Source organism: Streptomyces cahuitamycinicus (genome assembly GCF_002891435.1).
Taxonomy (GTDB): domain Bacteria; phylum Actinomycetota; class Actinomycetes; order Streptomycetales; family Streptomycetaceae; genus Streptomyces; species Streptomyces cahuitamycinicus.
Genome location: NZ_POUC01000014.1, coordinates 17,336 through 42,178, shown reverse-complemented (window position 1 = coordinate 42,178; position 24,843 = coordinate 17,336). Strand labels below are relative to the sequence as shown.

20 protein-coding genes and 3 pseudogenes are annotated in these 24,843 nt (G+C 67.0%); 13 read left to right on the top strand and 10 right to left on the bottom strand.

What is annotated here, in order from left to right:
• Positions 1-189 precede the first annotated feature (189 nt).
• Positions 190-1,311, bottom strand: coding sequence for a S1 family peptidase (locus tag C1J00_RS03790; RefSeq protein ID WP_180989392.1), 1,122 nt, complete (start codon positions 1,309-1,311; stop codon positions 190-192).
• A 667-nt stretch (positions 1,312-1,978) separates the two neighbouring features.
• On the opposite strand from C1J00_RS03790, the gene C1J00_RS03785 reads away from it, so the two are divergent.
• On the top strand, positions 1,979-2,692 hold the full coding sequence (locus C1J00_RS03785; protein WP_245936181.1) for a DUF5655 domain-containing protein: 714 nt from the start codon (positions 1,979-1,981) through the stop codon (positions 2,690-2,692).
• 48 nt (positions 2,693-2,740) lie between these two features.
• Here the strand turns inward: C1J00_RS03785 and C1J00_RS03780 are convergent, their stop codons facing one another.
• A complete protein-coding gene (locus C1J00_RS03780) occupies positions 2,741-3,895 on the bottom strand; it encodes a hypothetical protein (protein ID WP_146046130.1) in 1,155 nt (384 codons plus the stop codon).
• Positions 3,896-4,066: 171 nt separating this feature from the next.
• Entirely contained in the window at positions 4,067-4,828 is a 762-nt protein-coding gene (locus C1J00_RS03775) for a DNA-methyltransferase (protein ID WP_102907597.1), read from the bottom strand.
• Between the two features lie 631 nt (positions 4,829-5,459).
• Here C1J00_RS03775 and C1J00_RS48155 point away from each other — a divergent pair.
• The 9 genes and pseudogenes from C1J00_RS48155 to C1J00_RS03730 all read left to right on the top strand — a co-directional run.
• Positions 5,460-6,399 (top strand): annotated as a pseudogene (locus tag C1J00_RS48155) (C40 family peptidase).
• Between the two features lie 87 nt (positions 6,400-6,486).
• Complete coding sequence (locus C1J00_RS03765; RefSeq protein ID WP_102907602.1) at positions 6,487-6,786, top strand: DUF6112 family protein; 300 nt, start codon at positions 6,487-6,489, stop codon at positions 6,784-6,786.
• On the top strand, positions 6,786-7,472 hold the full coding sequence (locus tag C1J00_RS03760; protein WP_102907596.1) for a hypothetical protein: 687 nt from the start codon (positions 6,786-6,788) through the stop codon (positions 7,470-7,472). Before C1J00_RS03765 ends, C1J00_RS03760 begins: the two co-directional genes overlap by 1 nt.
• A gap of 54 nt (positions 7,473-7,526) precedes the next feature.
• Positions 7,527-8,018, top strand: a complete 492-nt coding sequence (locus C1J00_RS03755) for a hypothetical protein (protein ID WP_102907595.1) — start codon at positions 7,527-7,529, stop codon at positions 8,016-8,018.
• Positions 8,008-8,298: a DNA cytosine methyltransferase gene (locus C1J00_RS46345; RefSeq protein WP_245936178.1), complete on the top strand. Its 291-nt coding sequence runs from the start codon at positions 8,008-8,010 to the stop codon at positions 8,296-8,298. Before C1J00_RS03755 ends, C1J00_RS46345 begins: the two co-directional genes overlap by 11 nt.
• Complete coding sequence (locus C1J00_RS48055) at positions 8,291-8,461, top strand: DNA cytosine methyltransferase (RefSeq protein WP_369333483.1); 171 nt, start codon at positions 8,291-8,293, stop codon at positions 8,459-8,461. Before C1J00_RS46345 ends, C1J00_RS48055 begins: the two co-directional genes overlap by 8 nt.
• Positions 8,462-9,307: 846 nt before the next feature.
• Positions 9,308-9,907 (top strand): DUF4913 domain-containing protein, encoded by a 600-nt coding sequence (locus C1J00_RS03740; protein WP_102907594.1) that lies wholly within the window; start codon positions 9,308-9,310, stop codon positions 9,905-9,907.
• Position 9,908: 1 nt separating this feature from the next.
• On the top strand, positions 9,909-10,163 hold the full coding sequence (locus C1J00_RS03735; protein ID WP_102907593.1) for a hypothetical protein: 255 nt from the start codon (positions 9,909-9,911) through the stop codon (positions 10,161-10,163).
• A gap of 33 nt (positions 10,164-10,196) precedes the next feature.
• Positions 10,197-10,982 (top strand): annotated as a pseudogene (locus C1J00_RS03730) (IS701 family transposase); the annotation flags it as partial.
• Positions 10,983-11,183: 201 nt separating this feature from the next.
• Here C1J00_RS03730 and C1J00_RS03725 read toward each other — a convergent pair.
• The 4 genes and pseudogenes from C1J00_RS03725 to C1J00_RS03700 all read right to left on the bottom strand — a co-directional run.
• Positions 11,184-11,492, bottom strand: a pseudogene (locus C1J00_RS03725) (helix-turn-helix domain-containing protein); the annotation flags it as partial.
• Positions 11,493-12,935: 1,443 nt separating this feature from the next.
• Positions 12,936-13,430 carry a lactococcin 972 family bacteriocin gene (locus C1J00_RS44580; protein ID WP_146046129.1) on the bottom strand — a complete coding sequence of 165 codons (495 nt, stop codon included), beginning with the start codon at positions 13,428-13,430 and terminating at the stop codon, positions 12,936-12,938.
• A 1,568-nt stretch (positions 13,431-14,998) separates the two neighbouring features.
• Complete coding sequence (locus tag C1J00_RS03705) at positions 14,999-17,461, bottom strand: tyrosine-type recombinase/integrase (RefSeq protein WP_245936177.1); 2,463 nt, start codon at positions 17,459-17,461, stop codon at positions 14,999-15,001.
• A complete protein-coding gene (locus C1J00_RS03700; RefSeq protein WP_180989391.1) occupies positions 17,454-18,653 on the bottom strand; it encodes a tyrosine-type recombinase/integrase in 1,200 nt (399 codons plus the stop codon). Before C1J00_RS03700 ends, C1J00_RS03705 begins: the two co-directional genes overlap by 8 nt.
• A gap of 703 nt (positions 18,654-19,356) precedes the next feature.
• Between C1J00_RS03700 and C1J00_RS03695 the strand changes: the two genes are divergently transcribed.
• The 3 genes from C1J00_RS03695 (at position 19,357) to C1J00_RS03685 (ending at position 21,622) form a co-directional block, all read left to right on the top strand.
• Positions 19,357-19,842, top strand: coding sequence for a type II toxin-antitoxin system RelE family toxin (locus C1J00_RS03695; RefSeq protein ID WP_102907587.1), 486 nt, complete (start codon positions 19,357-19,359; stop codon positions 19,840-19,842).
• A 32-nt stretch (positions 19,843-19,874) separates the two neighbouring features.
• Positions 19,875-20,669 carry a winged helix-turn-helix transcriptional regulator gene (locus C1J00_RS03690; protein ID WP_245936176.1) on the top strand — a complete coding sequence of 265 codons (795 nt, stop codon included), beginning with the start codon at positions 19,875-19,877 and terminating at the stop codon, positions 20,667-20,669.
• A gap of 98 nt (positions 20,670-20,767) precedes the next feature.
• Positions 20,768-21,622, top strand: coding sequence for an SPDY domain-containing protein (locus tag C1J00_RS03685; RefSeq protein ID WP_102907586.1), 855 nt, complete (start codon positions 20,768-20,770; stop codon positions 21,620-21,622).
• An 8-nt stretch (positions 21,623-21,630) separates the two neighbouring features.
• On the opposite strand, the gene C1J00_RS03680 is transcribed toward C1J00_RS03685, so the two are convergent.
• Genes C1J00_RS03680 through C1J00_RS03670 form a run of 3 tightly spaced genes read right to left on the bottom strand, consistent with a single transcriptional unit; the run spans position 21,631 to position 24,841 of the window.
• Entirely contained in the window at positions 21,631-22,314 is a 684-nt protein-coding gene (locus tag C1J00_RS03680) for an FHA domain-containing protein (protein ID WP_102907585.1), read from the bottom strand.
• On the bottom strand, positions 22,302-22,955 hold the full coding sequence (locus C1J00_RS03675) for a 4Fe-4S cluster-binding domain-containing protein (RefSeq protein WP_102907584.1): 654 nt from the start codon (positions 22,953-22,955) through the stop codon (positions 22,302-22,304). Before C1J00_RS03675 ends, C1J00_RS03680 begins: the two co-directional genes overlap by 13 nt.
• On the bottom strand, positions 22,952-24,841 hold the full coding sequence (locus C1J00_RS03670) for an AAA family ATPase (RefSeq protein WP_146046128.1): 1,890 nt from the start codon (positions 24,839-24,841) through the stop codon (positions 22,952-22,954). The genes C1J00_RS03675 and C1J00_RS03670 overlap by 4 nt, the downstream gene beginning before the upstream one ends.
• Positions 24,842-24,843 lie beyond the last annotated feature (2 nt).

Sequence of the window (24,843 nt, the reverse complement as noted above, 5' to 3'; positions counted from 1 at the left end):
TCCTCTGTGGCGGTCGACGAGGGTTAGGTACGGAACACAAGGGCGCGAGGGCTCTTCAGCGTCCAGCGCTGCCCCACTCCCACACCTTCGACGCGGACGGGCGCATCCGGGTTCACTCACGGCCTCTCGCCGCCTGCTGCATCTGCGTTGGCGTCGCAGGGCCGCAGGCAGCGAGAGGTCGTCCGTGGCCTAGTAGACCTTCAGGCCCTCCCAGGAGAGCACCTTGTATACCGGCTCGTAGAAGCTGGAACGGTCCGCTTGACTGTCGGAATCCCCACATGGCTGGTTGGCATAGCTGCCGCCCGAATTGATGCCCAGCGCCGTCTCACCGCTGAAGAGGGGTCCTCCGCTGTCGCCATGCACGGTGCAGTTGCTCGCCTCGACCATGTTGGTGAGGGTGGTGCCGTCGGTGTAGGTGACCGTCGCGTTCGTCGCCAGCACCATGCCCACCAGGTCCTGGCTCATGGTCCCCACGCGCTTCACCTTCTCTCCCTCGAACGCGGAGGCGGAACGCGAGATCTGCCCTTCCGAGCCGTCCCTGTACTGGATCGTTCCGTACGGCGCGACGTCGCTGTTGCTGTACTCCACCACTCCGTAGTCGGACTGATTCACGTCGTTGCCGTAGGCCCAGTCGATGGCCCTTCCGAGGGGAATGTCCCCGCTGCTGCGGCGCCAGGTAACAGCGCCTCCCTGCATGCAATGGCCGGCGGTAAGCATGTACTTCTTACCGCTGGAATTCTGCACGTTGAATCCGGCCGAGCAGGTCTTGGTCCAGTTTGCCCCGCCTGACGTGAAATCCGATTTTATGCCGAGGCCGCCGCGCATGGCGTACGCGGTCGATTCGATCTTGCCGGAGTGTTCGGTTATGTCGACCGCGTCCCCGATTCCGGAAACGGCCTCCTCGATTCGAGTCCTGTCGGCGTCGGAGACCCCGTCGTAGATCTTTACTTTCACCCGGTTGCTGCTCTGGTCGATACTCCAGGCAGTATTGGGTATCCCCGCCAGTTGATCCAGTTCCGCCTTGGCGGAGCTGAGCTCGGCCGCGCTGTGTGGGACGACCTCCGCTGCCGCCCCAGCGCTTCGCACGGTTTCTGCCGCGGCCTGATCGGTAACGGCGACAACGAGTCGTTCGTCCTGGTAGTAGATGCCGGCTGTGCGCTTATTGCCCAGCTGATCGGCGATCGCCGCCACCTCTGCCGGATCGGTGAGCGGTGCCGGCGCTGCCTGGGCGGTGGTAAGTGTGGTCAGCGTGAGAACCCCGCCGACCGCCGCCGCTACGATCCCTCGGTACGCGTGATGAAGTCTTCGCATGTATGCCCCCCTGCTTGTCGAAGTTGGATTGCGCTCCCTGTGATCGACGTGCTCGGGCGAGACTCGCGACAGCAGGTGACTGAGCGGTGAATTGGGCATGACAATTGCGCTTGCTGATCACGTTTGGCTTGAATCCACAAGCTGCGGGCCGGAAAGTCCCCACGGAAAGGCGTCTTGGCCCCGCCGCCTACGTATGAATCAGAGCGTGGTGGTGAACCGTGCTGTAGCTCGATGATCTGTGGCTTTCCTGTCCCCGTCCTGCGCCCGGGCTATGACCCGCGCCCGCCGGTCTGGCAGCCCGGGATGGACGCTCAGTCCCTGCCCGGGGCCTACCGGCAGGTGTTCGCGGCGGTCGTGGCGGCTGCGGGACCGGTGTCCGCGCAGGAGCTGACGCGCGTGCTGGGCCGGGACGCGTCGCGGTTGGGGCGCGTTTCTTCTGGGGGGGGGACAAGAAATACCTGGTCAGCACCTTGCGTCTGCGGCAAGCGCGGCACAGGAGGTCGCGCCGAGTTCCCAGCACCGACCACGTCCGTGTTGGTCGGCAGCGAGGTCCCTCAAGAAGAAGCGCACCCGAGCCCCAACCACGGCCACAACTCCCCGTCGCGGACATGCAGTCTATGAGTCGTCGCAGTTCAGGGACGGTTCGCGAGCTCCTGCGGTCGGTAAAGTGGAGTACAAGAAGGGCTCCGATAACGGAGTCGTGTCGCAGGCGGTCTCGTACCTGTCGTGGCTACGCTCCGCGCGTCACGAATTCGAGGCGCTGGTCAAGGAGAAGCTGGGCACAGAGGCAGCAGAGGCGATCGACTGGCGAAATCCGCGAATGGTCTGCATCGCCGCCGGCTTCTCGCATCACGACCGGGTTGCCGTGCACGACCTGAACAAGCGGATTGACCTCGTGCGCTACCGCGTCTTCGACGGCGGGCTGCTGAGCCTGATGCTGGTCGAGTCGGCCCCCGGGACCACCAGCCCAGCATCGGCTCGGCGACGTTCTCCGGGACGGGAAGTAACGGTTGATGTCGACGGTGGCACCAAGTCCGTTCAGGCGACTCTCGACGCGGTTTCCGATGATTTGCGTGCGCTTTACGCTGAGCTGGACGAGGTGCTAACCGCCTCGGGCGAAGTGGAAGTCGACACAAAGCAGCACTACATCGCCTACAGACGGATGGTGAACATCGCCTCCGTCATCTTCCGACGCAAACACGAGGCAATCCTGGTCTACCTGAGGGTTGACCCGGACACCGTGGCGCTGGAGGAGGGCTTCTCGCGCGACATGCGTGGCATTGGCCATCTCGGAACAGGCGACCTGGAGGTCCGGATCTCCTCGGCTGCATGCCTTGAGAAGGCAGGCCCGCTGATCCGGCGGGCGTTCGAGGCAGCCTGACTTTCGAGGCTGGAACCGTGATGGCCGTTGGAGCGGGACATCGGTATTTCACACCTCAAGGAGCTCGTCCTCAAGCTGCGCCCAACTCGGCCAGGTGCCACCGGTCTCGCGGACGACGGTGAGGAGCCGCCCTTCCAAGTGGACGTCCGCCCGTTTCCCCGCCAACTCGATGCCCTCGGGGTGTCGGCGGGCTCGGCGCTGCCCTGATGGGTACTCGGCCAGGACGCCGATCAGGACGTCATGACGGGCAGTGCCCAGTTCGTCGGCTGATGCCCAAGAACCTCGTACAGGTACGCCTGCGAAGCTTCCGACTGTCGGACCGGCTGTCCGGTAGAGCGTGTCGAGGACGTCCCCCACTCTCTCGTCCGTGCGGTCGCGGATGGCTACCACGTTGGTACGCCTCCTTCCGGGCCGTAGGGCCGAGGGTCGCCTGTCCATACCGTCGTCCAGCTCGGATCCCCGCACCCGGCGCGGCGGCTCAATCCACCAATCTGGCTCGTACTCCTCCTGGATCGCCCCGAGCTGCACGCCGTCACCACCCAACCAACCGGCTTTAGGGATGAAGATGTCAACTCCCACGCCGGTCGCGCCGATCCATACCCAGCTCATGAAGTACGGGTGATCCTGCAAGTCTGCTGACCAGGAGGCGAGTTGAAGAAGCCGCTTCTTCTGGTTCGAATCCGGGTTCTTCGGGAACAGCGTTTTCGCCTCGCGGTGACGTCCACGCGCCTCTCCGGCGACGGGCCCGTTCGGCAGGTGGAACAGAAGGTCCGGCCTAACGCCGAACGTCCCGTACTTGGTCTGCAACGGGCCGGGCGGGAGGACATCGAAGCTATGCAGAGTGTTACGCCCAGGCTTCCAGGAGAACAACGACTCGCTCCCGGCTGTCATCACCCCGAGCCCTGCGCACTCACTGATGAACCGTCGGACGTGCAGTGATGTAGCCAGCAGAGACGAGTAGTCGACCTGAAGGGCCAAGCCGCTTGGGGCGGCGAGGTAGCTGGTCAGCAGCCGGGCCTCGTGCAGACGGATGCGGTAGTCCACGACTCGCCGGAAGTCGCAGGCCAACGCGTTGATGTGAACCAGACGAGCGAGATGGACGGGTAGGTCCATCCCTCCAAGCTTCTTCGCGTGAACGCTGGGATCTCCACCCGCCCCCGGAACGATCTCGAACTGCCAGACCCTGGCGTGCACGGTGTTCATGTCAGCAGCTTACGGAGCCGCACCGACAACCGCACAGCACGGTGGCGCGCCCCCCAGTGCGCCGGGTTCCTGGCAGTCCTCCACCGAGCATGGACGGCTGGTGACTCGTGCTTCACATGCCACCAGCCGTCTGCTCTGTATCTCCGGGACAGCAGTGCTGCGTTCCTACTCTCATTCCTCTGGTCCCGCCAAGACGAAGTCCTCGCGCTGTGCAGTCTGTTGCAGCGTCTGCAACAGCCGAGCTTCTGCGATGTCGGCGTAGTGATAGGAGAGTTCGACGCCTATGAACTGGCGGCCTTCACGCAAGGCAGCAACGCCGGTCGTGCCGGAGCCAGTGAAGGGGTCGAGGACCGTTTCGCCGGGAGGGCAGATCTTCACCAATTCCTGCATCACTTCCACAGGCTTCTGCGTGATGTGTACGCGGTCCTTCCGGGGCTGACTCGCCGTGTAGAGACCCGGGAGGTAGACGGGATTCCGGTTGGCATCGACCGGCCCCTTGGTTCCCCACACGATGTACTCGCACGACTGCTTGAGTCGGCCCTTCTGCGGTCGTGAGACCGGCTTGTGCCACGAGGCGATTCCCCGCCAGGTCCACCCGGCGGCCTGGAGCGCGTCCGTCGTCGTTGGCAACTGCCGCCAGTCCGTGAAGACGAGCGCGGTGCCGGACTCGACGGTCGCGCGATAGGACTCGGTGAGCAGGAGGGTGAGCCAGAAGCCGTACGAGCGCTGGTCTCGGTTCTCGCCGGGGAAGTTGGCGAGGTCGTGCTCGGCGTCCGCCGATGTGTACTTCGCGCGCGCGGAGCGGCCGGTGCGCTCGCTGCTCGTTCGGCCGCCGCTGTTGTAGGGCGGGTCGGTGATGACGGCATCGACGCTGTTGTCGGGGATGCCTGCGAGGGCGGTCAGCGCGTCGCCTCGGTGGAGGGTGTATGGCATTGCGCGGTTCTCTCTTTCGGGGAGGCGGTCGTGCGCGCATTTCTCCGCTCGCGGACGGATACGCACGTCGGCATGGGTCGCTCCGTGGAACTGCGAGAGCAGTCGCCGTGGCGATCAATGCGCTGGAGGTTAACCCCGAATTCCGGCCGCACCCAATTGAGGTCGATCTCGGCCGAGCGCCCCGAAACCGCCCGAGGCACGGGCCGTTTGGTGCGGCCGGATTTCGTCCCTACAGTCTCGCCGTGTTCGCAGGACGGGGCCTGGTTCCGTCCCTGCTGAGCTGTGTCGATGCGTGCCGTTCCGTCCGAAGGACAGCGTGTCTGGCACCCCACCGAATGGCTTCCTAATCGGCGAAGGGGACTCCCCATGTGGCGAGTGAGATTACGAGCGCGGCTGGCTGCCGATTTTCAGTAATGGGCCAGCGGACGGGAGTTAGCAGCTCCCGGCCCTGGTTTCCCGGGCTCCCTCAGGGATTGCGAATTTATAACCGGCGTGGTGCCGGTGACCTTTTCGACGAGAACGCCTGCGCCGCGCCGCCTACGAGTAAGGAGCTGCCGATGCAGTATGCCCAGGCGCGCCCCTCCCCAGTGCCAGATTCCCTGTCCTGCCGCTCGGCGTTCGGCACGCCTTCATGAAGAAGGCCATCGCCATAGCAGGGGCCGTGGCGCTCGGCCCCACGTTGTTGATAGCGCCGGTCGCTGTCGCTCTCGCTGGTTCCAGCAGTGCTCAGGCCGCCTGTTCCGCAGGCGGTGCACAGGCTGTGGACAGCGCGGCGGTCGCGAAGCTGGTGAAGTCGATCCTCAAGGACGACAGCAAGGGATCCGTGTCCGTTTCGGGTCTGGATGCCCCAGAGGAACAGATACCGAACGCCGAGACGATCCAGGCCACCGGCGCCGCGATGAAGGTGCCGGCACGGGGGCAGATCGTTGCCCTGGAAACGGCCCTGCAGGAGTCGGGGCTGCGGAACCTGGATTACGGGGATCGCGATTCGCTCGGTCTCTTCCATCGCGACGTCGCTGAGCCAGAGCGGGAGTTCCAGCAAGGACAGCGACACCGACAGTGAGGCCGAGCAGACGGCCACCTCAGCAACTGCCGGGTGCGGCACCGGCGAGGATGAGTCCTCCTTCGGCCCGATCCCTGAGGGGTCGATACCCGAGGGCTACGAGATCCCGGCCAGCGCGCCCAAGTCGGTGCGTACTGCGATCCGTTGGGGTCTTGGTCAACTCGGTACGCCGTATCAGTGGGGCGGTACGTGCTCCGCTCCGCACGGTCAGGACCCGATGGGCCGGTGCGACTGCTCGTCCCTGATGCAGGCGTCGTACAAGGCCGGCGGTGTCTCGATCTCCCGGACCACGTACACGCAGGTCAAGGAGGGCAAGGCGGTCGGGGTCGATGCCCTCAAGCCGGGTGACCTCCTGTTCACTCGCGGCACGGCCGCAGCGCCCGAACACGTCGGGATGTTCGTTGGCCAGGGGCTGATTCTGCAGGCCCCCAAGACCGGCGACGTGGTCAAGATCTCGACCCTCGCCGAATGGCGTGCGGACATCGTCGCCGCCCGCCGGATCGTCTGACCGGCTTCTTCTCCCCCTCCCCTCCCTCCATCTCCTCTCCCGGGCCCTCACGCGCCCAAAATCGCACTGGAGTTCCACTTGAAGCTCATGCAGCACGCCCACTACCTGGCGTACAACCCCGGCATCACTTCGAAGGAGGGCGGGCTTCCCGGCCTCAGCGTGCTGAAGAACGTCGTCTCCTCGATCAACCTCTACAGCATCATCGCGGTGGTCGGCGCGCTGGCCATATCCGCCCTCGTCTGGGCCTGGGGCCACCACAGCGGTGGCCACCAGGCAGAGGCGAACGGCAAGAAGGGCACGGTCGTCGCCGCAGGCTGCGCCCTGCTGCTCCGGGCGGCCAACGGCATCGTCGCGTTCTTCTCGGCAATGGGGACGCAGGTCCACTGATGTCGAGGAAACGTTCCCGCACTGCTAAGGAGCGCACCTACGGGGCGCCTTCCTCGGTCCTTCGGCGTATCGCTCTCGGCAGCATTGTGCTCGCGGTGCTGCTGGCGATCTCCGGACTGCTCGCGTACCTGACTCGCCCAGAGCCCGCAGCCTCCGCGGCCCCCACTCCCGCTAGGACGTCCGCCCCGGAATCGGCTTCGCCGGAGACGGCCAACGGCAAGCGTGAGGCCGTCGCGGCGCCGCCCCGGACGAGCGATCCGATCGCCTTCGCCAAGGCGGCCACCAAGGTCCTCTGGTCGTACGACACCCGCTCCATCTCCCGGGCCGAGCATGTGGCCGGGCTCAAGCGGTGGATGACCGACGAGAAGAAGTGCGCCGACTGGGCGTCCGTCACCAACCAGATCCCCAGCCCGGTGCTGTGGTCGCGGATGCACGACAACCGCCAACACGCCAGCGCCACGATCGGCGAGGGCCACTACCCACAGGCGTTCAAGACCGCCCTGGCCCAGGACCCCGGCGCGATCACCGAGGCGTATGTCTACGCCGTCACGGTCACCGGCAAGCAGGCCATCGCCTGGAAGGGCTCGGGCGCCGGAGCCGAGTCGCGCTCCACGACGCTCGCCGTCCAGTGCCGTCCCCACCACGACTGCGGCCTCGTCGGCGTGCTGCCGAGCGTCGCGCCGTGATCGCCGCCGCTCCCGAAAGGAGGTGCCCTCATGGGGGCTTGTGACCTACCTCTGATGCAGACGATGTGTAACACCATCGGCCATCTGACCACGCTGACAGGGCTGATCAAGGACCTGTCGGACGAGGTCCTGTTCCGGGCCGTCGACGAGGATCCCGGGCTCGGCCTCGGGCCGGTCATAAACGCGTACACCTCGGGGGCGGTGCCCGCGGGACGCGCGATGGAGAACTACACCGAGGCGTATGCCCAGTTCGGCTTCCTGCGCCGCTTCGCCGAGGCCCCCGACTCGGCGGATCTGCACGACGCGCGTGCGGCGGCGTTCCGTGTCGTCCAGGAGCGGATGGAGCTCGTACGCGACGATCTCCAAGAGGTGAGCGACACCTTGCGGGGCGCGGCGGACCGGCTGGACGGCACGCCACCGCGCGTGCTTGCAGCGCTGAGCCGTTCGGCACAGCCGACAATCTCGATCTACCGCCTGCCCACGGAGCCGCCCGCCCCTGGTCCCGTCCGGCTCGCCTACACTCCGGCACCCCGCCATGGCCGCTGACCTGGCCTCGGTGGCTGTGCCGCCACTGATCGGGAGCCTGTGCTCTGGCTACGGCGGCCTGGACCTCGGCGTCCAGGCCGCCCTCGGAGGCACGCTCGCCTGGCACGCCGAGATCGACCCAGGTGCCGCCCGGATCCTGGCCCGCCACTGGCCCACCGTGCCCAATCTCGGCGACATCACGGCCGCGAACTGGGCCGATGTCCCGGAGGTGTGCGTCGTGACGGCCGGCTTCCCCTGCCAAAGACGTCTCCGTCGCCGGCCGCCGCGCCGGACTGGCTGATGGCACCCGGTCCTGCCTGTGGCACCACGTCGTCCGTGCCATCGAAGCCCTCAACCCCTGCCTGGTGGTGATCGAGAATGTCCGAGGGCTCCTCACCTCGCCCGCCGGTTCCCCTGGCGACGTGGAACTCTGCCCGTGGTGTCTGGGAGACACCGCAGGCTAGCCTCCTGTGCGCGCACTCGGTGCCGTACTCGGTTCCCTGGCCGACATCCGGTTCGATGCGCGCTGGTGCGTGCTTCGCGCCTCGACGTCGGAGCCCCGCACCGTCGAGAGCGGATCTTCCTCGCCGCCTGGCCATCCGGACGGATCACCGCTGCTCAAGACCCCGACCAGCAACCTGGGGGCCAACGGGGGCAGCCAGCACCCGGCGAAACGCAAGCAGGGCGGCCACGGCCCGAACCTGGCGGACGAGATCGAGTGGCTCCTGCCCACCCCGAAGGCCTCCGACGGCACCAAGGGCTCGCCCAACCAGCGCCACAGCAATGGGGACTTGACCCTGCCCTCGGCAGCAGCACGCCTGCGGCCCACCCCGGATGCCACGCCCACACGAACGACAGGGCAGCGGAAGGGCGCTGCGAGCAGGACCCCGCGCACGCACGCAACGCCGCTGTTCGGGGATCCGGCGCACCAGCAGGACGGGCCGAGATCTGGGGGCCGTACGCCGCCGCGATCACCCGCTGGGAACACGCCACCCGTCCCGCACCGCGACCAACCGACAACGCCGGCCGCCTCAGTGCGCGGTTCGTGGAGTGGATGCAAGGCCTCCCTCCCGGCTGGGTGACCAGCACACCCGGACTGGGGCGCCCCGCCCAACTGACCGCTCTGGGCAACGGAGTCGTACCCAGCAGGCCGCCCGCGCCCTGCAGATCCTGGCTCCACCCAGGACCGGATGCCGCCATCGCGCGCCGCGCTGACCTGCGCCTTCTACACCCGTTTCCCGGCCGGGCCAAACCCCCGTTTCTCCGGAACCTCGACACCCCACCCACCAGAACCTGCACCAGGGGTAGCCATGTCCGAATCCGCCCACGAGAGCGAGCCGGTGCGCATACCGGACCACGACCTGGACGACCTCGTCGCCACGGTCCCCCGACTCGTCGCCGAGAGCGGCAAGCAGGGCGAGACATTCGCCCGGCTCACCGACGACCAGCCGTCCGAGGACGACAGCGAACCGGCCGATCCCGTGCACCCTGAAAGCCCGGCATCGGCCTCCGCACCGGCCGATGGCGATGCTAACGACGGCCCGGCCTCCGTCTTCATCCTGGCGCTCGGCGCCAAGGCGTACGCCGAAGAACTGGCCGCGCTGACCAACTGGGTGCACAACCTGCTCCTGCCGGTCTACGGACGGGAGATCACCACCGGCCGCCCGTGGTGCCGGCAGTGGCAAGAGCACCCCGAGGCCGTGGCCCGGCTGCACGCCCTCTGGCTCGCCTGGCAGCAACTCACCGACGTCCAGGCGGGCCTCACCGGTCCCTCCACCTGGCACCGCGACCACCTCGACCCGGCCCTGCTCCAACTGCGGACCCCAGACGGCCCGTTCGGCGCCTGCACCACCAGTGCGGCCCGCCCCCACCACCGGCTGCTGGCCGCGCCCGAGCCCGCCGGAGTCTGAGATGGCCCACGAGTACGAACCCCCTGCGCCGGACTACCGGCTCGACGACTTTCAAGCCGCAACCACGCAGATCGAGGACGACTTCTCCTCCGTCACGCTCTCGGACGACCTGTTCGTCCCCTTCTCCGAACACCACAGCGCCGACGGCCGCGACAGCTACCTGCTTCTCTGCACTTCACTCTGCGGCGTGAACAGTGAGGGTGGGCGCGCCTGGACGATCGACTTGTATGTCTCTAGTAGCGCTTCGTTACGTTGAGTGATCTCGGCTGATCGTGGGAAGCTTCCCGGGGTGAGGTTGGGGGAAGTGGAACGGCTCCGGGCCGAGTTGGCGGAGTTCGTTGCCGATGTGTTCGGATCGTTGCCGCGGCGGGATCAGCTCCGGTGGGGCGAGTGCTATGTGCGGGGCCTGATGCTGGACGGCCGGCGCAAGTCGATCCAGCCGATGGCCGAGCGTCTGCCGGACGGGAACATGCAGGCCCTGCAGCAGTTCGTGAACCAGCCGCCGTGGGATCCGCTGCCGGTCAGACAGCGGATCGCCGAGCGGCTGTCCGAAGTGATCACTCCTGAGGTGTGGGTGATCGACGACGTGTCGTTCCCCGAGTGCGGCACAGCGTCGGTGGGGGTGGCCCGCCAATACTAGGGAGCGGTCGGCAAACGGGCGAACTGCCAGGTCTCGGTCAGTGTCCATGCCGCCACCGACACCGCCTCGTGCCCGTTGCAGTGGCAGTTGTATCTGCCGCGTGAGTGGACGGACGAGCCGGACCGATGCCGCAGGGCAGGAGTCCCCGACGACGTGGTCCACCAGGAGAAGTGGCGTCTCGCGCTCGCCGTGTTGGACACACTCGCCGCCTGGCAGTTGAAGGCGCCGGTCGTGGTCGCTGACGCCGGCTACGGCGTCAGCACCCCGTTCCGGCTCGGTCTGACGGAGCGAGGGCTGTCCTATGTCCTGGCCCTGAACGGGAAAGAAGTCGCCCACCCGGAGGACGTCGAGCCGCACCAGCCGGCTTACGGCGGGCTCGGACCGCCCACCCTTGCCCGCTACCGCACCCCACCGCGAGCCGTCTGCGTCCTCGCGGCGGAGACCCTCGGCTGGCGGACACCCGCCGAGCTCTTCGCTAGGCTCGTCGCAACACTTGAGTGATCGCGTGTTGCGACGATCGCCAGAATCCGCCGGTCCGCCGCGGCTTGGTCAATGCAACACCCCTCAGGGTCTGGTGCTGCGACCACCTCTAGAACCCAAGCTGTCGTCCGGGGCCATCGAAAAGTGTCGAAGCCAGGCGAGCGTGCCGTCCAGGAGGACGAAGTCCGGATTCTGCTCGCGTAGGACCTTCAGCAGGCCCGGTGCACGGTCGGCGAGGAGGTCGATGACCGCGCTGGTGTAGGCGTGGGCGGCGGACTCGCTGATCCCGAACCCGGCAGCGACCTTCGCCAGGGTGGTGTGCTCGCGCAGGTACACCAGTGCCACTATCGCGCGCTGGGACGGACGGAGCTTGCAGCGGCGGTCACCCTCACGGGTGACGATGAGCATGGTGACCCACTCCACGAGCGCATGTGGCAGGTCGAGTGCGGCAGGATAGACGACCAACGAGGCCCCTGACCAGCGTGGTTGAGACGTCAGACATCTCGATCAACTGCCCGGGGGCCTCGCTCGTTACGCTTCACGATTGTCACCCGATCGGTGGCCCGCCCGAAGAAGCTCAGTGTGACTCTGGGTGGGTACACGAGCGCCCCCGGCCGGTTGCGGGGCCGGGGGCGGTGCCTGGGGTGTACTTCGACGAGAGGGCAGCCGTCCGCTGCTCGGCCAAAGTGCGAGACCTGACGGGGTTTTGCAATCGGCTGCGGGGTTGGTGGGTGGTGAAAGTGAGCGGTGTGTCGCGCGCTCACCACTACTGGTAGTTGTCGTCTCTACCCAGCCATAGACCGGGGTGAGGGGAACACGCGCACGCGTATCTGATCCCCGCATGACGTGGTCATCCGACGGGATGGTGGAGCCCGTCGTAGCAGCCTCGGCGGGGGACTCGGTAACCCCCTGGGGAGCTGGCGGCCCTGGGCCGGCGCCTTCATCACCGTCTGGTGGCGGCTGACCGCCCTCCCAGCCATCGCCTGACCGACCGACACTCGCCCCGACGAGAACCGAAGAGGAGAGGACCGCACCACCCGGGAGACACGGGCGCTCCGCTGGGCCGATCAACGACCGACGGTCCCAGCTGACGAAATCGAGGCTGGATTTCAGAAGGTCACAAGGGCGAAGTGTCCCTTCTGGCGCGGTGCTGATCAGACTCCGCGGAACGAATACGCCGAGAGTGCCACCGACTCCGGATGGCGTGAATTACTAGAGCCAAAGCAACAACGCCCGCGATGAACCGAATAACATTCCAAGTAATTCCAAGGACCGCCCGTTGCCCATCCGCCTCTGCAGCCAGTTGCATGGAGGTCTCGAAAAGCGCTACGAGCGGAACAACCAGTCGGAATGGGAGACCGCCGACACTTGGAATTCGCGCCAGGTTACCCAAGAGCCCGACGGGTGCCCCAAGGGCGAAAGCTGCCATTCCCCATACAAGTATACTGGAGTAGTTTACCTCGCCGGTGGCGCCAGATTCCAGTCCGGCCGGGACGGTGGGGCTCAGGTCCTTGAATGCATAGTATGTGACCACGCCGATAGCCAACCCCAAAGAGGACAGCAACGCTGACTCAATTTTGGATCGGCCGAAATAGCCCACCAAGAACGCATAACAGACCCACGACCACCCATCAGAAAAAACAACATTCAGGGAGGCACAAACGGGATTGCCCCATTTTTCGGTAAGGGGACCCGCTAGTCCAAGCAGAAAACCGACCCCGGGGGGCACTGCGAGCGACGCAACACGAGTGCGCGGAAAGTGTGCGATTTCTTCTTCCCTTTTCCGTGATTAACTCAAAAGTAGGAGGTGGCGCCACTCGGATACTGCGCAGCCGACGGAACGGACCCGAGTGGCGCACCAACCTACCCTTTAGCGAAAGGGTGACCGCGTCATGCGGGGATCAGAATCTACTCATCAAGACTGTAGAAGGTTTCACAGGTGTAGGCACCGCCCCCTGTCCGGTTGGCATAGGAGGTTTTGCCAGCGGCCGCGTAACCGCTCCCCTTCAATGCGCCAATCTTGACCGAGGAATGGTGCATTTTAGTGCCGTGGTAGTAGTTCGAGTAGCAGTACTTACCGTCGGTGGTCAGCTCGTAGCCGTAGCACCAATTTCCGCCACTGGCACCGATGCAGCCCTGCGCCGCAGAAGGAGAATTGTCTATGTTGATCACCATCGCACCCCATTTTGAGGGGTTACCCAGCTCTGCGGGCGGCTTGGTCCCGTCACCACGCTTATGGAAGGCGACCTGACCGATCTTGGAACCATCCGCGGCGACGACAGTGCCGTTCGCCGTAACGGTGGCGGCCTGAGAGGCGTCTGCGGCCGCCGGTGTAGCTAAGCTAAATGCTGCGAGTGCCACGCTCACAAAGCCGAGAACGATCGATTTGCCGGATATCCTCACGGTATTCCTCCCCTAACTCCCCCAGTGGGAGTTTGCGTAATGATCTTGGGTGAGGGAATGGGTGGCAGTCAATAGCCTCGATAAGGACTGTCCGAAAAAGGACTGTCCGTTAAAGGGCTGTAGTGCAGCATTCGGCAGGATGTGGGTCAGTTCGCCGTCCTTGAACTGGACTTTTGTGGGCCTACGGTAGGTTGTTCGGAGCTTCCGGCCACCTGATAGGACTTCCATCGAGGTTTGTGACGGTGAACTGGCCGGCACTCTCCCCTTCTTCCTGTGCGTGAGCCTCAGGGGCCATCAGGGATAACAGGACGGAAAACATGATCATAGTCAGCCATGTCGATCTTCGGTTCTGGTGCGCTATTGATCTTCGCAAGCGGAATCCCTCCACACTTTTCAGGCAAGCCGAAGTACGCCAGCGGCAATTGCCGACGGCGCGAGCTGATCTTCACACAAAAGTGCCGCACGGATGGAGGGGTTGATCGAATTCACGCAGACTTGCATGGCTCGGGATTGCAAGATCGCAATGGAGGGGGCGCAGGCTGCCCGCGCATCGAGATCAGGGGGTTGCAGCGTTAGCTACGGCGAGGTCACGGGCGTCGTCAAGGTCTGGCGGTGAGGGTGCACCGGTCGGCCTTCACCAGGATCGATTAGCCAATGGGTTTCTCGATCGGCAACTGAAGCGGGCCGGGTGATCGACTCACCCGGCCGCACGTCAGGCGGGTGGTCCAATGGTGTTGAGCCGCACCCCTGAGGGCCGACTGACCAACCTCTGGGAAGGGACCGTCACATCCAGCCCGCGCTCCACCCGCGCACCGGGAATTGTCTCAATTGCAGCGCCCGCTGGGACTCGCGTCATCGGAGACTAGCAGTGCACCGCATCAGCGGTCTATCGCCGGGGGTTAGCGACTGCCGCTTGGGCGACTCGACTCAAGACTCTCGAGGTAATCAATTCTCCTCCGCGCCTGTTCGGGCGTCTCGTCCTGAGTCCAGGCTTCGCGCTCCTGTGCGGTGCGAGGGTTGGCTGAGGGAGTGCGTCCCTGGCCGTCTGTCACCTCGAACCGACCCCCTTGCCCATCTCCGTCACCAGCGTCCTGGCTCGCAGTCGCCGAAAGGACCGACAGGCAAGCGATGACAACTCCGACAACGACGCTGGAGAGTACGGCTCTTCGGTGCATGGCCATCTCGGTCCACCCTGCAACTTGGGAGATGACAGTCTATCGACGCCAGGTATCCCATGGCGACGGTAAGTACTACAGCGTTCGAGACATCAGATGGGGGCCAGTGCACTGTCAGTCAGGACGGTCCTGCCTGGCTCCTGACGCCCGTACACGCGCTTGAAGCCGCTGCGGCCAGTGCCGTCAGAAGCCTTCCATCCCACTACACCGATCGAACGCCCGACCGACCGCGGTGACCAGCTTTCACTGTATAGGCGCGTTGTGGCCTCCGGCCGCGACAGAGCGAGGCCGCGGCCGTGTCTGGTGCCGGTGCGCAGTCGGAAGGCGGCATCATCTCCGTGAAGCGTCGTCGGCGACAGCGACAGCCAAGCCCCAGGAACCGCGTCTCGTCGATCATGTCCAGGGCGAGCGTGGATGCGGAAGGCCGAGATCGACGGGGGGCCGTCGCCTGAGCCGTGCAGCGTCGGCCTGCTTGGTGCGGAGGAAGGTCAGGGTCAGGTCGATGCCCTCGATCTCTCCGAGCCACTGCTCTTCCTCGGCGTGCTTGCGCCGGAGGAGGAGGTCCTTCTCCAGGTCGGCGAGCCGGGGCAGCATCTTGGGGTTGACCTGGAGCATAGGACAGCGGATACATGCGTGCTCATACTGACAAGGTGATCCATAGGGGCGAGCGCAGTTGCCGAGTTCGACCTTGCGCTTGTCGAAGTGCTCCTCGAACTCCTCCCACTCGCCAGGGGGGACGTCGACGTACTCCCCCTCGGGCCGGAGCGACCTACGGTGGTTGAGGAACTCCTGGTAGTGCCTGACGATGTCCTCGGCGAACACCGCGACGTAGCCCTGAGTGGTCTGCAGATTCAGGTGTCCGAGCAAAGCGGCTCCGATGTGGATGGGCAGGCCGCCGTTGACGATGTCGGTGGCGAAGAGTCTACGGAAGTCGTGCGGGGTGAACTTGGCGAACGCCGGGTTGGTCTCGCCGATCTCCCCGCAGGTGCGGGTGAGCATGTTGAGGACGGTGCCGGCGGCCATGACGCCCCGGACGGTGCCGAGCTGGCGTTGCAGCAGGAACGGCATGGGCTCGGACCAGGTCTTCTCGTGGGGGTCGTAGCGGCTGACCAGCGGAATGGTCCGGGCACTCCGGGTCTGGCGGCGGACGATCTGGGCGACGGCGTGGAAGAGGTCGGCGGACATGGGAATGACCCGCTCGCGTTCGCTCTTGGACGGGGCGATCACAAGGAGCGCGATGGCCTCGCCGTTGGGCCGCTGGTATTGGCGGACGCTGAGGTGGGTCAGCTCGCAGAGCTCCTCGATGCGAATGCCGCTGTGCCGCAGGATCTCGACCGCCGCCCACTCCCAGAAGGCCGCATCCTCGGCCATGGTCACGTGAATGGTCTCGCCGGTGCCGTGGTCGATGACCCGGACGGACGGGTCAGAGAAGATGGTGGCCCTGCGCCGGTCATCCCGTGAGTCGGTGCGGCTGTAGCTGCGTCCCTGGTGCACGAAGGGTGCGCCCAAGGGGACCGGCGTGGCGGCTTCGAGGAGGCTGGTCAGGTGTTCATAGCGTGCCTCGACGTGCTGGACGAGTACGGGCAGCAGCGGCTGGCGGACTCGGGTTCTGTCGGCCATCCGCCGGTTGATCTCCCGGCGGCGTTTCCCGAAGCCCTTGAGATCGCGCGGCATGATCGGGCAGGGAGCGACCCACTGGGCCCAGCGCCCGGGTTCGGCGATTGCCCAGCTGTGCAGGTCGACATAGAGACCGCGGACGGCCAGCAGGATACTGGCGGCACCCTTGCGTTGCTTGGTCCGGTCTCTCTGCTGGTACTGGAGCTCGGCTCGCCACTGATCGTAGACATCTGAACTGAGCGCGAGGTTCTGCTGGTTGGGGTTGATGCGCTCGATGGCCGCCCAGAACAGGCTGGCCAGATTGCGGGAGAGCCCCTCGATGGTGATGTAGTCGGTGTCCGCGCGGCGCCGGACGAGGTAGTCGATCAGGAGCTGGCGGACGCCGGCGTTCCTGATGCCGTAACGGTCGACGAGTTCCTCGACGGTGTACTGGCCGCTGTAGATGAACATCCGGAGCGTCGGGGCCGTCCCGGGCGGGAGGTGCCCCATTCGATGCAGGATCTCCCAGGCGCCCAGGGCCGCGAAGCGGGTGGTGTTGTTGACGGCGCCGGGGGTGAGGCCGAGCTTCTTGTTCTCCAGCGAGTAGTGCAGCAGAGCGGACGGCGTCAGGTGTTCCAGTGCGATGCCCTGCGTGGTGAGCGCGCAGGTGAGGTCGAACTTCGCCCGTTGGCGGTGGACAAGGTGCAGGTGCGGCTGGGCGTCGACCGTCTTGAAGAACTCGTCCAGCCGCGGGTCCTTCTGAATGATTCGGAACGGCTCGGCGTAGTCGGTGAACTTGTTGGCCCTGAACCCCGGCACGGACGGCTGGATGACCCGCAGGGAGAATGCCATCTTGAGCGCCGAGGTCAGGCAGCTGCTGTGGTACCGGACCTCGGGCCGCCCCAGGATGGTGACCGACGGAGCGTTCACGTCGTTGAAGCCGCTGGTCTCCCACCGTTCCTGCCACGTGTTCCCCGGCAGGGTCGCCAGATGGTGGAACAGCATCCGGATGCCGGCCCGGCGCTGCTCGGCTGACGATCCGCTCTGGCCCGGCAGGATGTCCCTGGACACGCCGCACAGCTCGACGACCTCCGCCTTCGAGAGGTCCCCGAACGGGGCCGGCGGGTTCTCCGGCCGTGGGGCTGGTGCCGCTTTGATGGCGGCGCTGGTGAACCGGGTCGGCTCGGGGCCGGGGTCCTCGCGGAAGGTCTGCCGACGGTTACGGGCCGTGTAGGTGTCGACCCGGGTGCGGCTAACCACCGAATACCGCCTTGACATCGTCGAGGTCGTATCCCGGTGCGAAGCTCCGCTCGACGCGGGGCCGGTTGTAGTGCTGCTGCAGAGCGTCGAAGAGGTCCTCGACGCGGGCGTTGAGGTAACGGCCGGTGGTCGCCAGGTCGGCGTGTCGCATGATCGCCCGCACTTGAGCGAGGGTGAGGTTGGGGTCGTTGGCCATCCGGTTCGCGGCGGTGTGCCGCAGGTCGTGCAGGCTCCAGTTCGTCTGGAGTTTCTCGTTTGCCCGCTGCAAAACGCGCCGCATCGCCCAGTAGCTCAGCGGCTTGTCGGCGCCGCGCAGAGTGCGGAAAACCGGCTCGTGCGCCGGCGGCAGACCCGCTTGGTCGAGGTAAGCGGCCAGGATGACCAGGGACTGCGGGCTGACCGGGACCGGTTCGCGGTCGTCGGTGCCCTTGGTCACCACGTAGATTTGCTGGCCGGGCCAGTCGATGTCGCCAGGAGTGACACCCAGGAGTTCGCTGGCCCGCGAGCCGCTGGAGACATAGAGCAAGATCGCCGCCCGGTCCCGGTTGTGTGTCATCGCTGCGAAGAGCTCGTCCCACAGCGCGTCCGGAATCGCGCGCGGGTCGGTCTGCCTGACGCGCTGCCGCAGACGGGCCCGCCGGAACACTGGCATGTTGGCGTCGGGAATACGATGGGCCAGAACCTGGCGTTGCGCCCGTGATTCCGGCACTGGATTCACCAGCGGGCCCCGGTTGTGGTGCCGGTGGAAGGCGTAGAAGCTGCTGATCACGGTGAGGTTGTGGTTGATCGTGGTGGGCGCGTAGCCAGCCCTGAGGTAGCGCTTGCCGGTCCGCAGGTTCACCGAGCCGGGCGGCGGAGCGCCGGGGTTCTTCCGGCCGCGCTGCGGGTTCTCAGTGACACGGAGCCAGCCCACCAGCGCGGAGGCTTCGGCCTCGGTGGCCCGCTCCCAGGCCACCCCGAGGAACCACAGCAGCCTGTGCCAACGCAGCAGGTCGTACGCGTAGCTTCGGCTGGTCAGCGGCCGGTTGTCATCGAGTGCGAGCTCGCGCAGGTACGACGCGACGGGTTCGACGACGACGCCGGAGGCATCGAGCACGGCGTATTCGGGATGTACGGTCTCCAGCTCGACGACAGAACCGACGCGGGGCACGCTGGCCCGCCCCTCGATCAGCTCACGATGTAGATCCTGCAACTCTGGCTCCCTGGTGTTGAGTTCATCTCGCTCAACGAGCCAGAGAAGGTGCAGTTAACACACCTGCTGTACGACCGGTCCGCGATCTGGGACATCCCCGGGACGGCGGAGTACGTCACCCTGCACATCACACGCGACATCGAGCAACGCACATTCGGCTTCGCGTCCGAGCGCCACCCGGTCGTTCCGCTGGCGCAGCACTGGCTGATCGGCCGGGGCTGCCCGCATGAAGCCGCCGAGGGATCCCCCACCGCGGGCCCCGCCCGGCCGACGCGGTCACGGCCCGCCTTGAGGACCTGCTCCGGACCAACCCCGGCAACCGGTACGAGGTCCTCGACCACTACACCGACAACCCATGCTCCTTCGACGTCGGCGTCGAGGTACGCACCCTCGTCTACGACAGCCACCCCGACTCCGCGGACGCGCCGTATCGGCTCTTCCTCGAAGAGACGACCAAAGACATGCACACCTACACCGTGCGGGAGGGTGTCTTCGCCAGCGCCGAGGAAGCGGACACGTGGGTTGTGGAGCGGGACTCGCCGCTCCCCCTGGCACCTGCCTCACCGTGCGCCTTCGACCGCCGGGCGGTAGCCGCCCGCGCTCGCTCCACGATCGGCGGCAGCGGCCTCGCCGTGGCTCCCGCGCCCGTCTCCCCACCGCGATCATCGGAACCTGCTCCGGCGCGCTCCCGTAGGAGCACGCGATGAGCCGGGCACGGTACGCCTTCGCCGCCCATCCCGAGGCTCTGGCCGACCTGCGCGCCGTACCGGAAAACATCCGCGACCTGGCCCTGCTCGAACTGCAGCACCTGGTCCACGGCAACGAACGCGGCGCCGCCCTCCAGCGCGAACTGGCCGGCTGCCACAAGGTCTACGTCGACCCGGAAACCCGCTGGCGCCTGGTCATCCAGTACCGGGACGCTCCCGCCTCCTCCCAGCACAAACGGGAGATCTACCTGCTCGCGGTCGGTGAGCGCCAGGACCATGCCGCCTACCGCGCCGCGGCCCTTCGGCTGGAGCGCGAGCGGGCGGCCACCGCCGCGTCCCCGCACGACCGACGCGCCCAAGCCGCTACGGCCCGCTCCCCTCGCCGCCGCAGCGGGCGACCGGTCACCGGTACCCAGCAGCCTCCGGCCACGAGCACCGCCACGAACCGCACCACGTCTGAACGCGCCGCGCGGTCCCGCTGACGGCGCTCAACGACCCTTCGGAGAACCCCACCGTGCCCAGCCTCAGCCCCTCACCCACCCGTCACACCGAACTCGTCGACCAGGCCATCGCCCGCCTCTCACCCCGCTGGACCACCTGGACCCTGCAGACCATCCAGCACCACGGCCCCATGCGCCTTGCCGACATCAACTCCGCGCTCCCGCGGATAGGTGTCCATGCCATGGCCCAGATCGTGCGCCGCATGCAGACGAGCGGTCTCCTGGACCGGCCTCAGTTCGGGGTGTACGACCTCACACCGCTCGGCCGCGACGCGCGGTCCGTCCACCGTGCGCTCTCGGCCTGGCGCCGTACCCACCTCGCTGACGACGCGGCGTCACTCGCAGAGGCGGAACGCGTAGAAGACGCACTCGGCCGACTCCGAGGGAAAGGCGCGGTCCCCCTCCTTCATGCCCTCGCACAGCACGGCCCCCTTCCCAACGGCGCGCTGCGAAACGAAGCCGCGCTCGCCACCGGCTCGTTCCACTACCGCATCACGCAGCTCCAGACCGACCAGCTCATCACCCGCACGAGCCCCTTCTCCGGCCGAGGCTCCGAGTACACCCTGACGTCCGCAGCCCGCGGGCTCACGCCCGTGTACGCCGAACTCGCCGAGTTCGCCCGCAAGGCACAACCAGCAGCAACTCGCCCGGACCAGCACGGTGCGACAGCTCAGCAGGCCGAACGGGCGAGCGCCGCCGTGCGCCGCAGTCCTGCGGCTGCTTCCGAGCTGTTCTCGCACGTCTCCGCCCCTCAGCCGCGCGTCCCGGCGTACGTCACAGCACGCTCCCACCCGTCCCGAACCAGGTGACTCGAGTGCCCGCACCCAGACTTCGCCGCGCGACCACCCCCTCATGCCCCAACACGAGCCGCTCAGCCGCCCGTGCCCCGCCGCCCGGAGACCCTCTCATGCCCAGCCCGGATCCCCTTGCCCTCGACCCGATTTCGGATGTCCTGGTCAGCCCTGGCTACCTCGCCGGTCCTGGGGACAGCCACAGTATCTTCAACGCCCTTGACCTCGCGCCCGGTTGGACCAAGGCCGTCGCCTTCGGCACCGACACCTACTACACCAGTCCGTGCCAGCGCGTACGCGTCGCCAACGCTGCGGAGAGCTTCTACGGCGGATGGACCGTCTCCTACGCCGAGGACCCGCTCGGCGTCCCCGACTGGATCACCACATTCGACCGAAACACACCCCACGAGATCGTGGCCGCGTTCACCAAGACCCTCGTCAACGGACTGCACAACAACTTCGCCGACTACCTCAGCGGCGGCCAGCACTACACGGGCATCAGCTCCGCCTCCCTGACCGCGCGGCACCGATGGGAGCCAGTGCACGGCTCCCGGCCGTTCCGCACGGTCTCCCCCGACGGCCACGCCGCCTATCAGATGCGCGTCGGCTGGCTCCACGAGTACGATGAGCTGCTCACGCTCGAGAAGTCGACGTGGCGCATGTCCGTCGGCACCGACCCCGTGTACGCGCCGAGCTGGCAGGCCTTCTTCAGCCGATACACCCCGCAGCATCTCATTGCGGCCTCCACCGCCGCGTTCACGGACCCCACCCCTGTGGCGCGCGCCCTGGACCACATCCCCGACCGCCACCGCTCACTGGTCTCGATCACGCGCGAGGCCACAGCCAGGCCCAACCCGCTGGCCACAGCGGCGCTCGCCCGCAGCACTCAAGCTCAGGCGATACACGCGCCTCCGCGCCCAACCGCGCCGACCACGATCGCCATGCACGCCGGCTCCCGGCGGCAGCGCTAACGCCCCCTTCAGCACTCCTCGGCCGACGCCTCCACATGTGCGCGCAACCTGGCCGCAAAGGCCAGGACGTCTCCAGGGTGCAGGCGGTGGGGTTCGTCGAGTGGGAGGGGAGTGTTGTTGACGCAGGTGGCGTTGGTTCTGCTCACGTGGCGGATCCACGTGCCGTCGTTGTCGGACCAGGCGATCGCGTGGACACGGGAGACATTGCCGTAATCGTTCCCGGTCCACTGGGCGTACTCATCCATGCGCTCGGCGAGTTCGCCGGCCTCGGTGACGGAGCGGCCCACCACGAGGGGCGTGGAGCCGACGGGGTATGTGCCGAAGGGGAAGACCACGGAGAGCGACGTCGTCGCACCGCCGCCAGGACCGGTTCCCGCTCGCGGGCCTCGCCCGGGGCCGCCCCGCTCCTGCGCTTGGGGCACGGTGGCCTCCTGCTCGGGTGCCCCGTCGTGGTCCGGCTGTGGGTGGTCGAACGGGCAGACGCCGTCGTCGAGTACGATCCCGCAGCCTTCCTCCGCGCAGATCACCATCGCTGATGCTCTGGGCGGGCGGGGGCGCGGTGACTCCTCCTCCCCCGGGACGCCGGCCGCGGCTCCTCCCGTGGGTGCCTTGCGCAGGAACTCGCCGCAGTGGATGCAGGTCGTCCCCTCGCCTGGCTCGTCATGTCCGCGTGGGCAGATCAGGGCCGCCATGTCACTCCGTCCAGGGAAATGCCTTGTGCTGCCAGGGCCTTCTGGATCCGGGCCGGGTCGTCCGGGCGGGGCACGCCGATCAGATAGAGCCGGTCGTCCTCGACCTGGAACTGCATCTTGGCCGGATGCTCGGGACCCGGACCGTCACCCGCCCAGGGCCCGTAGCGCTCCTGCCCGAGTTCGGTGAGCGGGATCAGACGCTGGTTCGCCGATCCACGCCAGCGTCCGCCACCCGCCTCGACGACGCGATACGGTCCGGTGACCAGTCCGTCGAGCAGCCCGTACGCCTCCGGGCAGCGGTCCGCGAACGGCTCCTCCTCAAGGCCCGTCCAGCACAGCAGATCCCAGCCGTGCCGGGCCCGGCGCTCGGCCAGGCCGGCTAACAGCTCCGCCAGGGCCTGGGGCTGCTCCGAGGGCTCCCCTCCACTGATGGACACCCCGTCGATACCGTCGGGGTCCGGGCGATCGCACCATTCCAGCACCACCCGGGTGCCAACGGCGTGCTCCGGCCCGGCCTCCCAGGTGTCCCGTGACAGACAGCCGGGGCAGGCCAGGGCGCAGCCCTGGGTCCAGACGCCGAGGCGGGTGCCGGGCCCGAGGGCGGTGACCGGGTGATGCAGACGCGCGATGTGGAGAATCATTCCGTCAGCAGCTTCCAGTTCTGTCCGTCCGGCTTCAGGCCGGTGATCCGGATGCTGCTCCCCAGCGTTCTGGGGTGCAGGAACAGTTCCCTGGCCAGCGGGTTGACCAGTACGGCCTCGACCTCGGACACGATGCCGCGGCCACCGTTGCGCAGATCGAACGTGACCAGCTCACGCAGCCGATCGCGCGCCTCGTCGGTGTACTCGACGGTGACGCCGTGTACCCGCCGCACGGTCTCGGCGACTCGGTCCAGGGCCCGGTCGGCGATCTGCTCGGTGACGGGCGGCCGGAGGAAGTCGAAGACCACGATGTTCTGCTGGATACGGTTGTAGAGCTCGGGGCGTCCCAGCAGATACCGGAAGTACAGCTGGAGGTGCTCGCGGACCCGGCTCTCGATCGTTTCGAGGTCGTCGTCCGGAGTGACGTTCTCCTTCGGTTTGCCCTCCTCGTCCGCCGTGATGACACCGAGGTTGGTGGTGAACACCAGCAGAGTCTCGGTGAAGAACACGGTGGCGCCGCGTCCGTCGGTGAGGCGTCCGTCGTCGAGGATCTGGAGGAACTTGTCCATCAGCCGCGGGTGGGCCTTCTCGATCTCGTCGAAGAGAACGACTCGGAACGGCTGCTCACGGATGCCGTTGGTGAGTTCGCCTCCCGCGTTGTGCCCCACATAGCCGGGGGGAGCTCCGATCAGCCGGGCCTCGGAGTGCTCCGCCGAGAACTCGCTCATGTCGAAACGCAGATAGGCCTGTTCGTCACCGAAGAGCAAGCCGGCGAGTGCCTTGGCCAGTTCGGTCTTGCCCACGCCGGTCGGCCCGGAGAAGAACAGAACGCCCCGCGGCTTGCTCCCGGTACCCCCGCTCTGCGCCCCGGCGAGGCCGGTCACCGAACGGGCGACGATGTCCACGGCCCGCCGTACGGCGTCGGGTTGACCGAGTACCCGGTGGCCCAGGGTCTCCTCGGCGCCGGCCAGCCGGGTGCGCAGAGTCGGATGCTGCCACGGGTTGTCCGGCACACCCACCCGGAAGGTGCGTACGGCGTCCTCGATGCGCTCTGCCGGGATGTCAGCGGCGCGGGCCAGTTCCACCACATCGCGCAGTTGCCGTAAGCGCATGCCGTGCGTGGCCTCGGCGAAACGCCGGGCGAGGTCGGCCCGCTGTCTGGGGTCGGTCGGCATGGCCAGCATGCGGGGGGCGTACTCGGCGGCGGCGCGCTGTCTGGTGCCGAGGTCCGGCTCTGGCACGGCGGTGACTCTCAGGGTGTGGTTGCCCGTGGTGAACCAGCTGGGCAGGTCGTTGACCCGGTCGAGCACCCAGAACACGACGGGATATCCGGCGGCGGACGGGAGGGCCCGGTAGGCCAGCCGGTCCGCGACCGAGAGGAACAGCCGTTCCTCCGCGGTGGCCTGCTCCCCCGAGAGCAGTCGGGATGCGTCCGTGATGACGAGGGCGACCGGAGCCGCGGTTGGCGGACGCTCCCCGGCGACCGCGGCCAGGACCTCCCGCAACTGCCCGAGCGACAGATGATGCCCCAGGTCCACCTGGGCCTCGGCGAGAACGTCCTGTACCTCGCGCGGTTGCGGACCCTCGGGCCAGGCGAGTTGCAGGCCCTCTCCGCCTGCACAGGTCAGCAGGCCCGCATAGCCCCGCTGTGCGAGGACGGTGGCGAGGACTTCCACCAGCTGCATGTACCGCGGGCGCCCGTCGAGTTCCGGATCGGGCAGCAGATACAGGTCGTGGACGTTTCCGGTGAGCAGGATCTGCGGGTGCGCGGTGACGGCGAGTTCCACCTCCCGCACCCACGCCGGCCGTGGCTCCTCCGCGGCATGCGGTGCCGCACCGTAGACGTACCCGTCGGGCCCGCCTGCTGTCGCTCGTGTCTCGGACATGC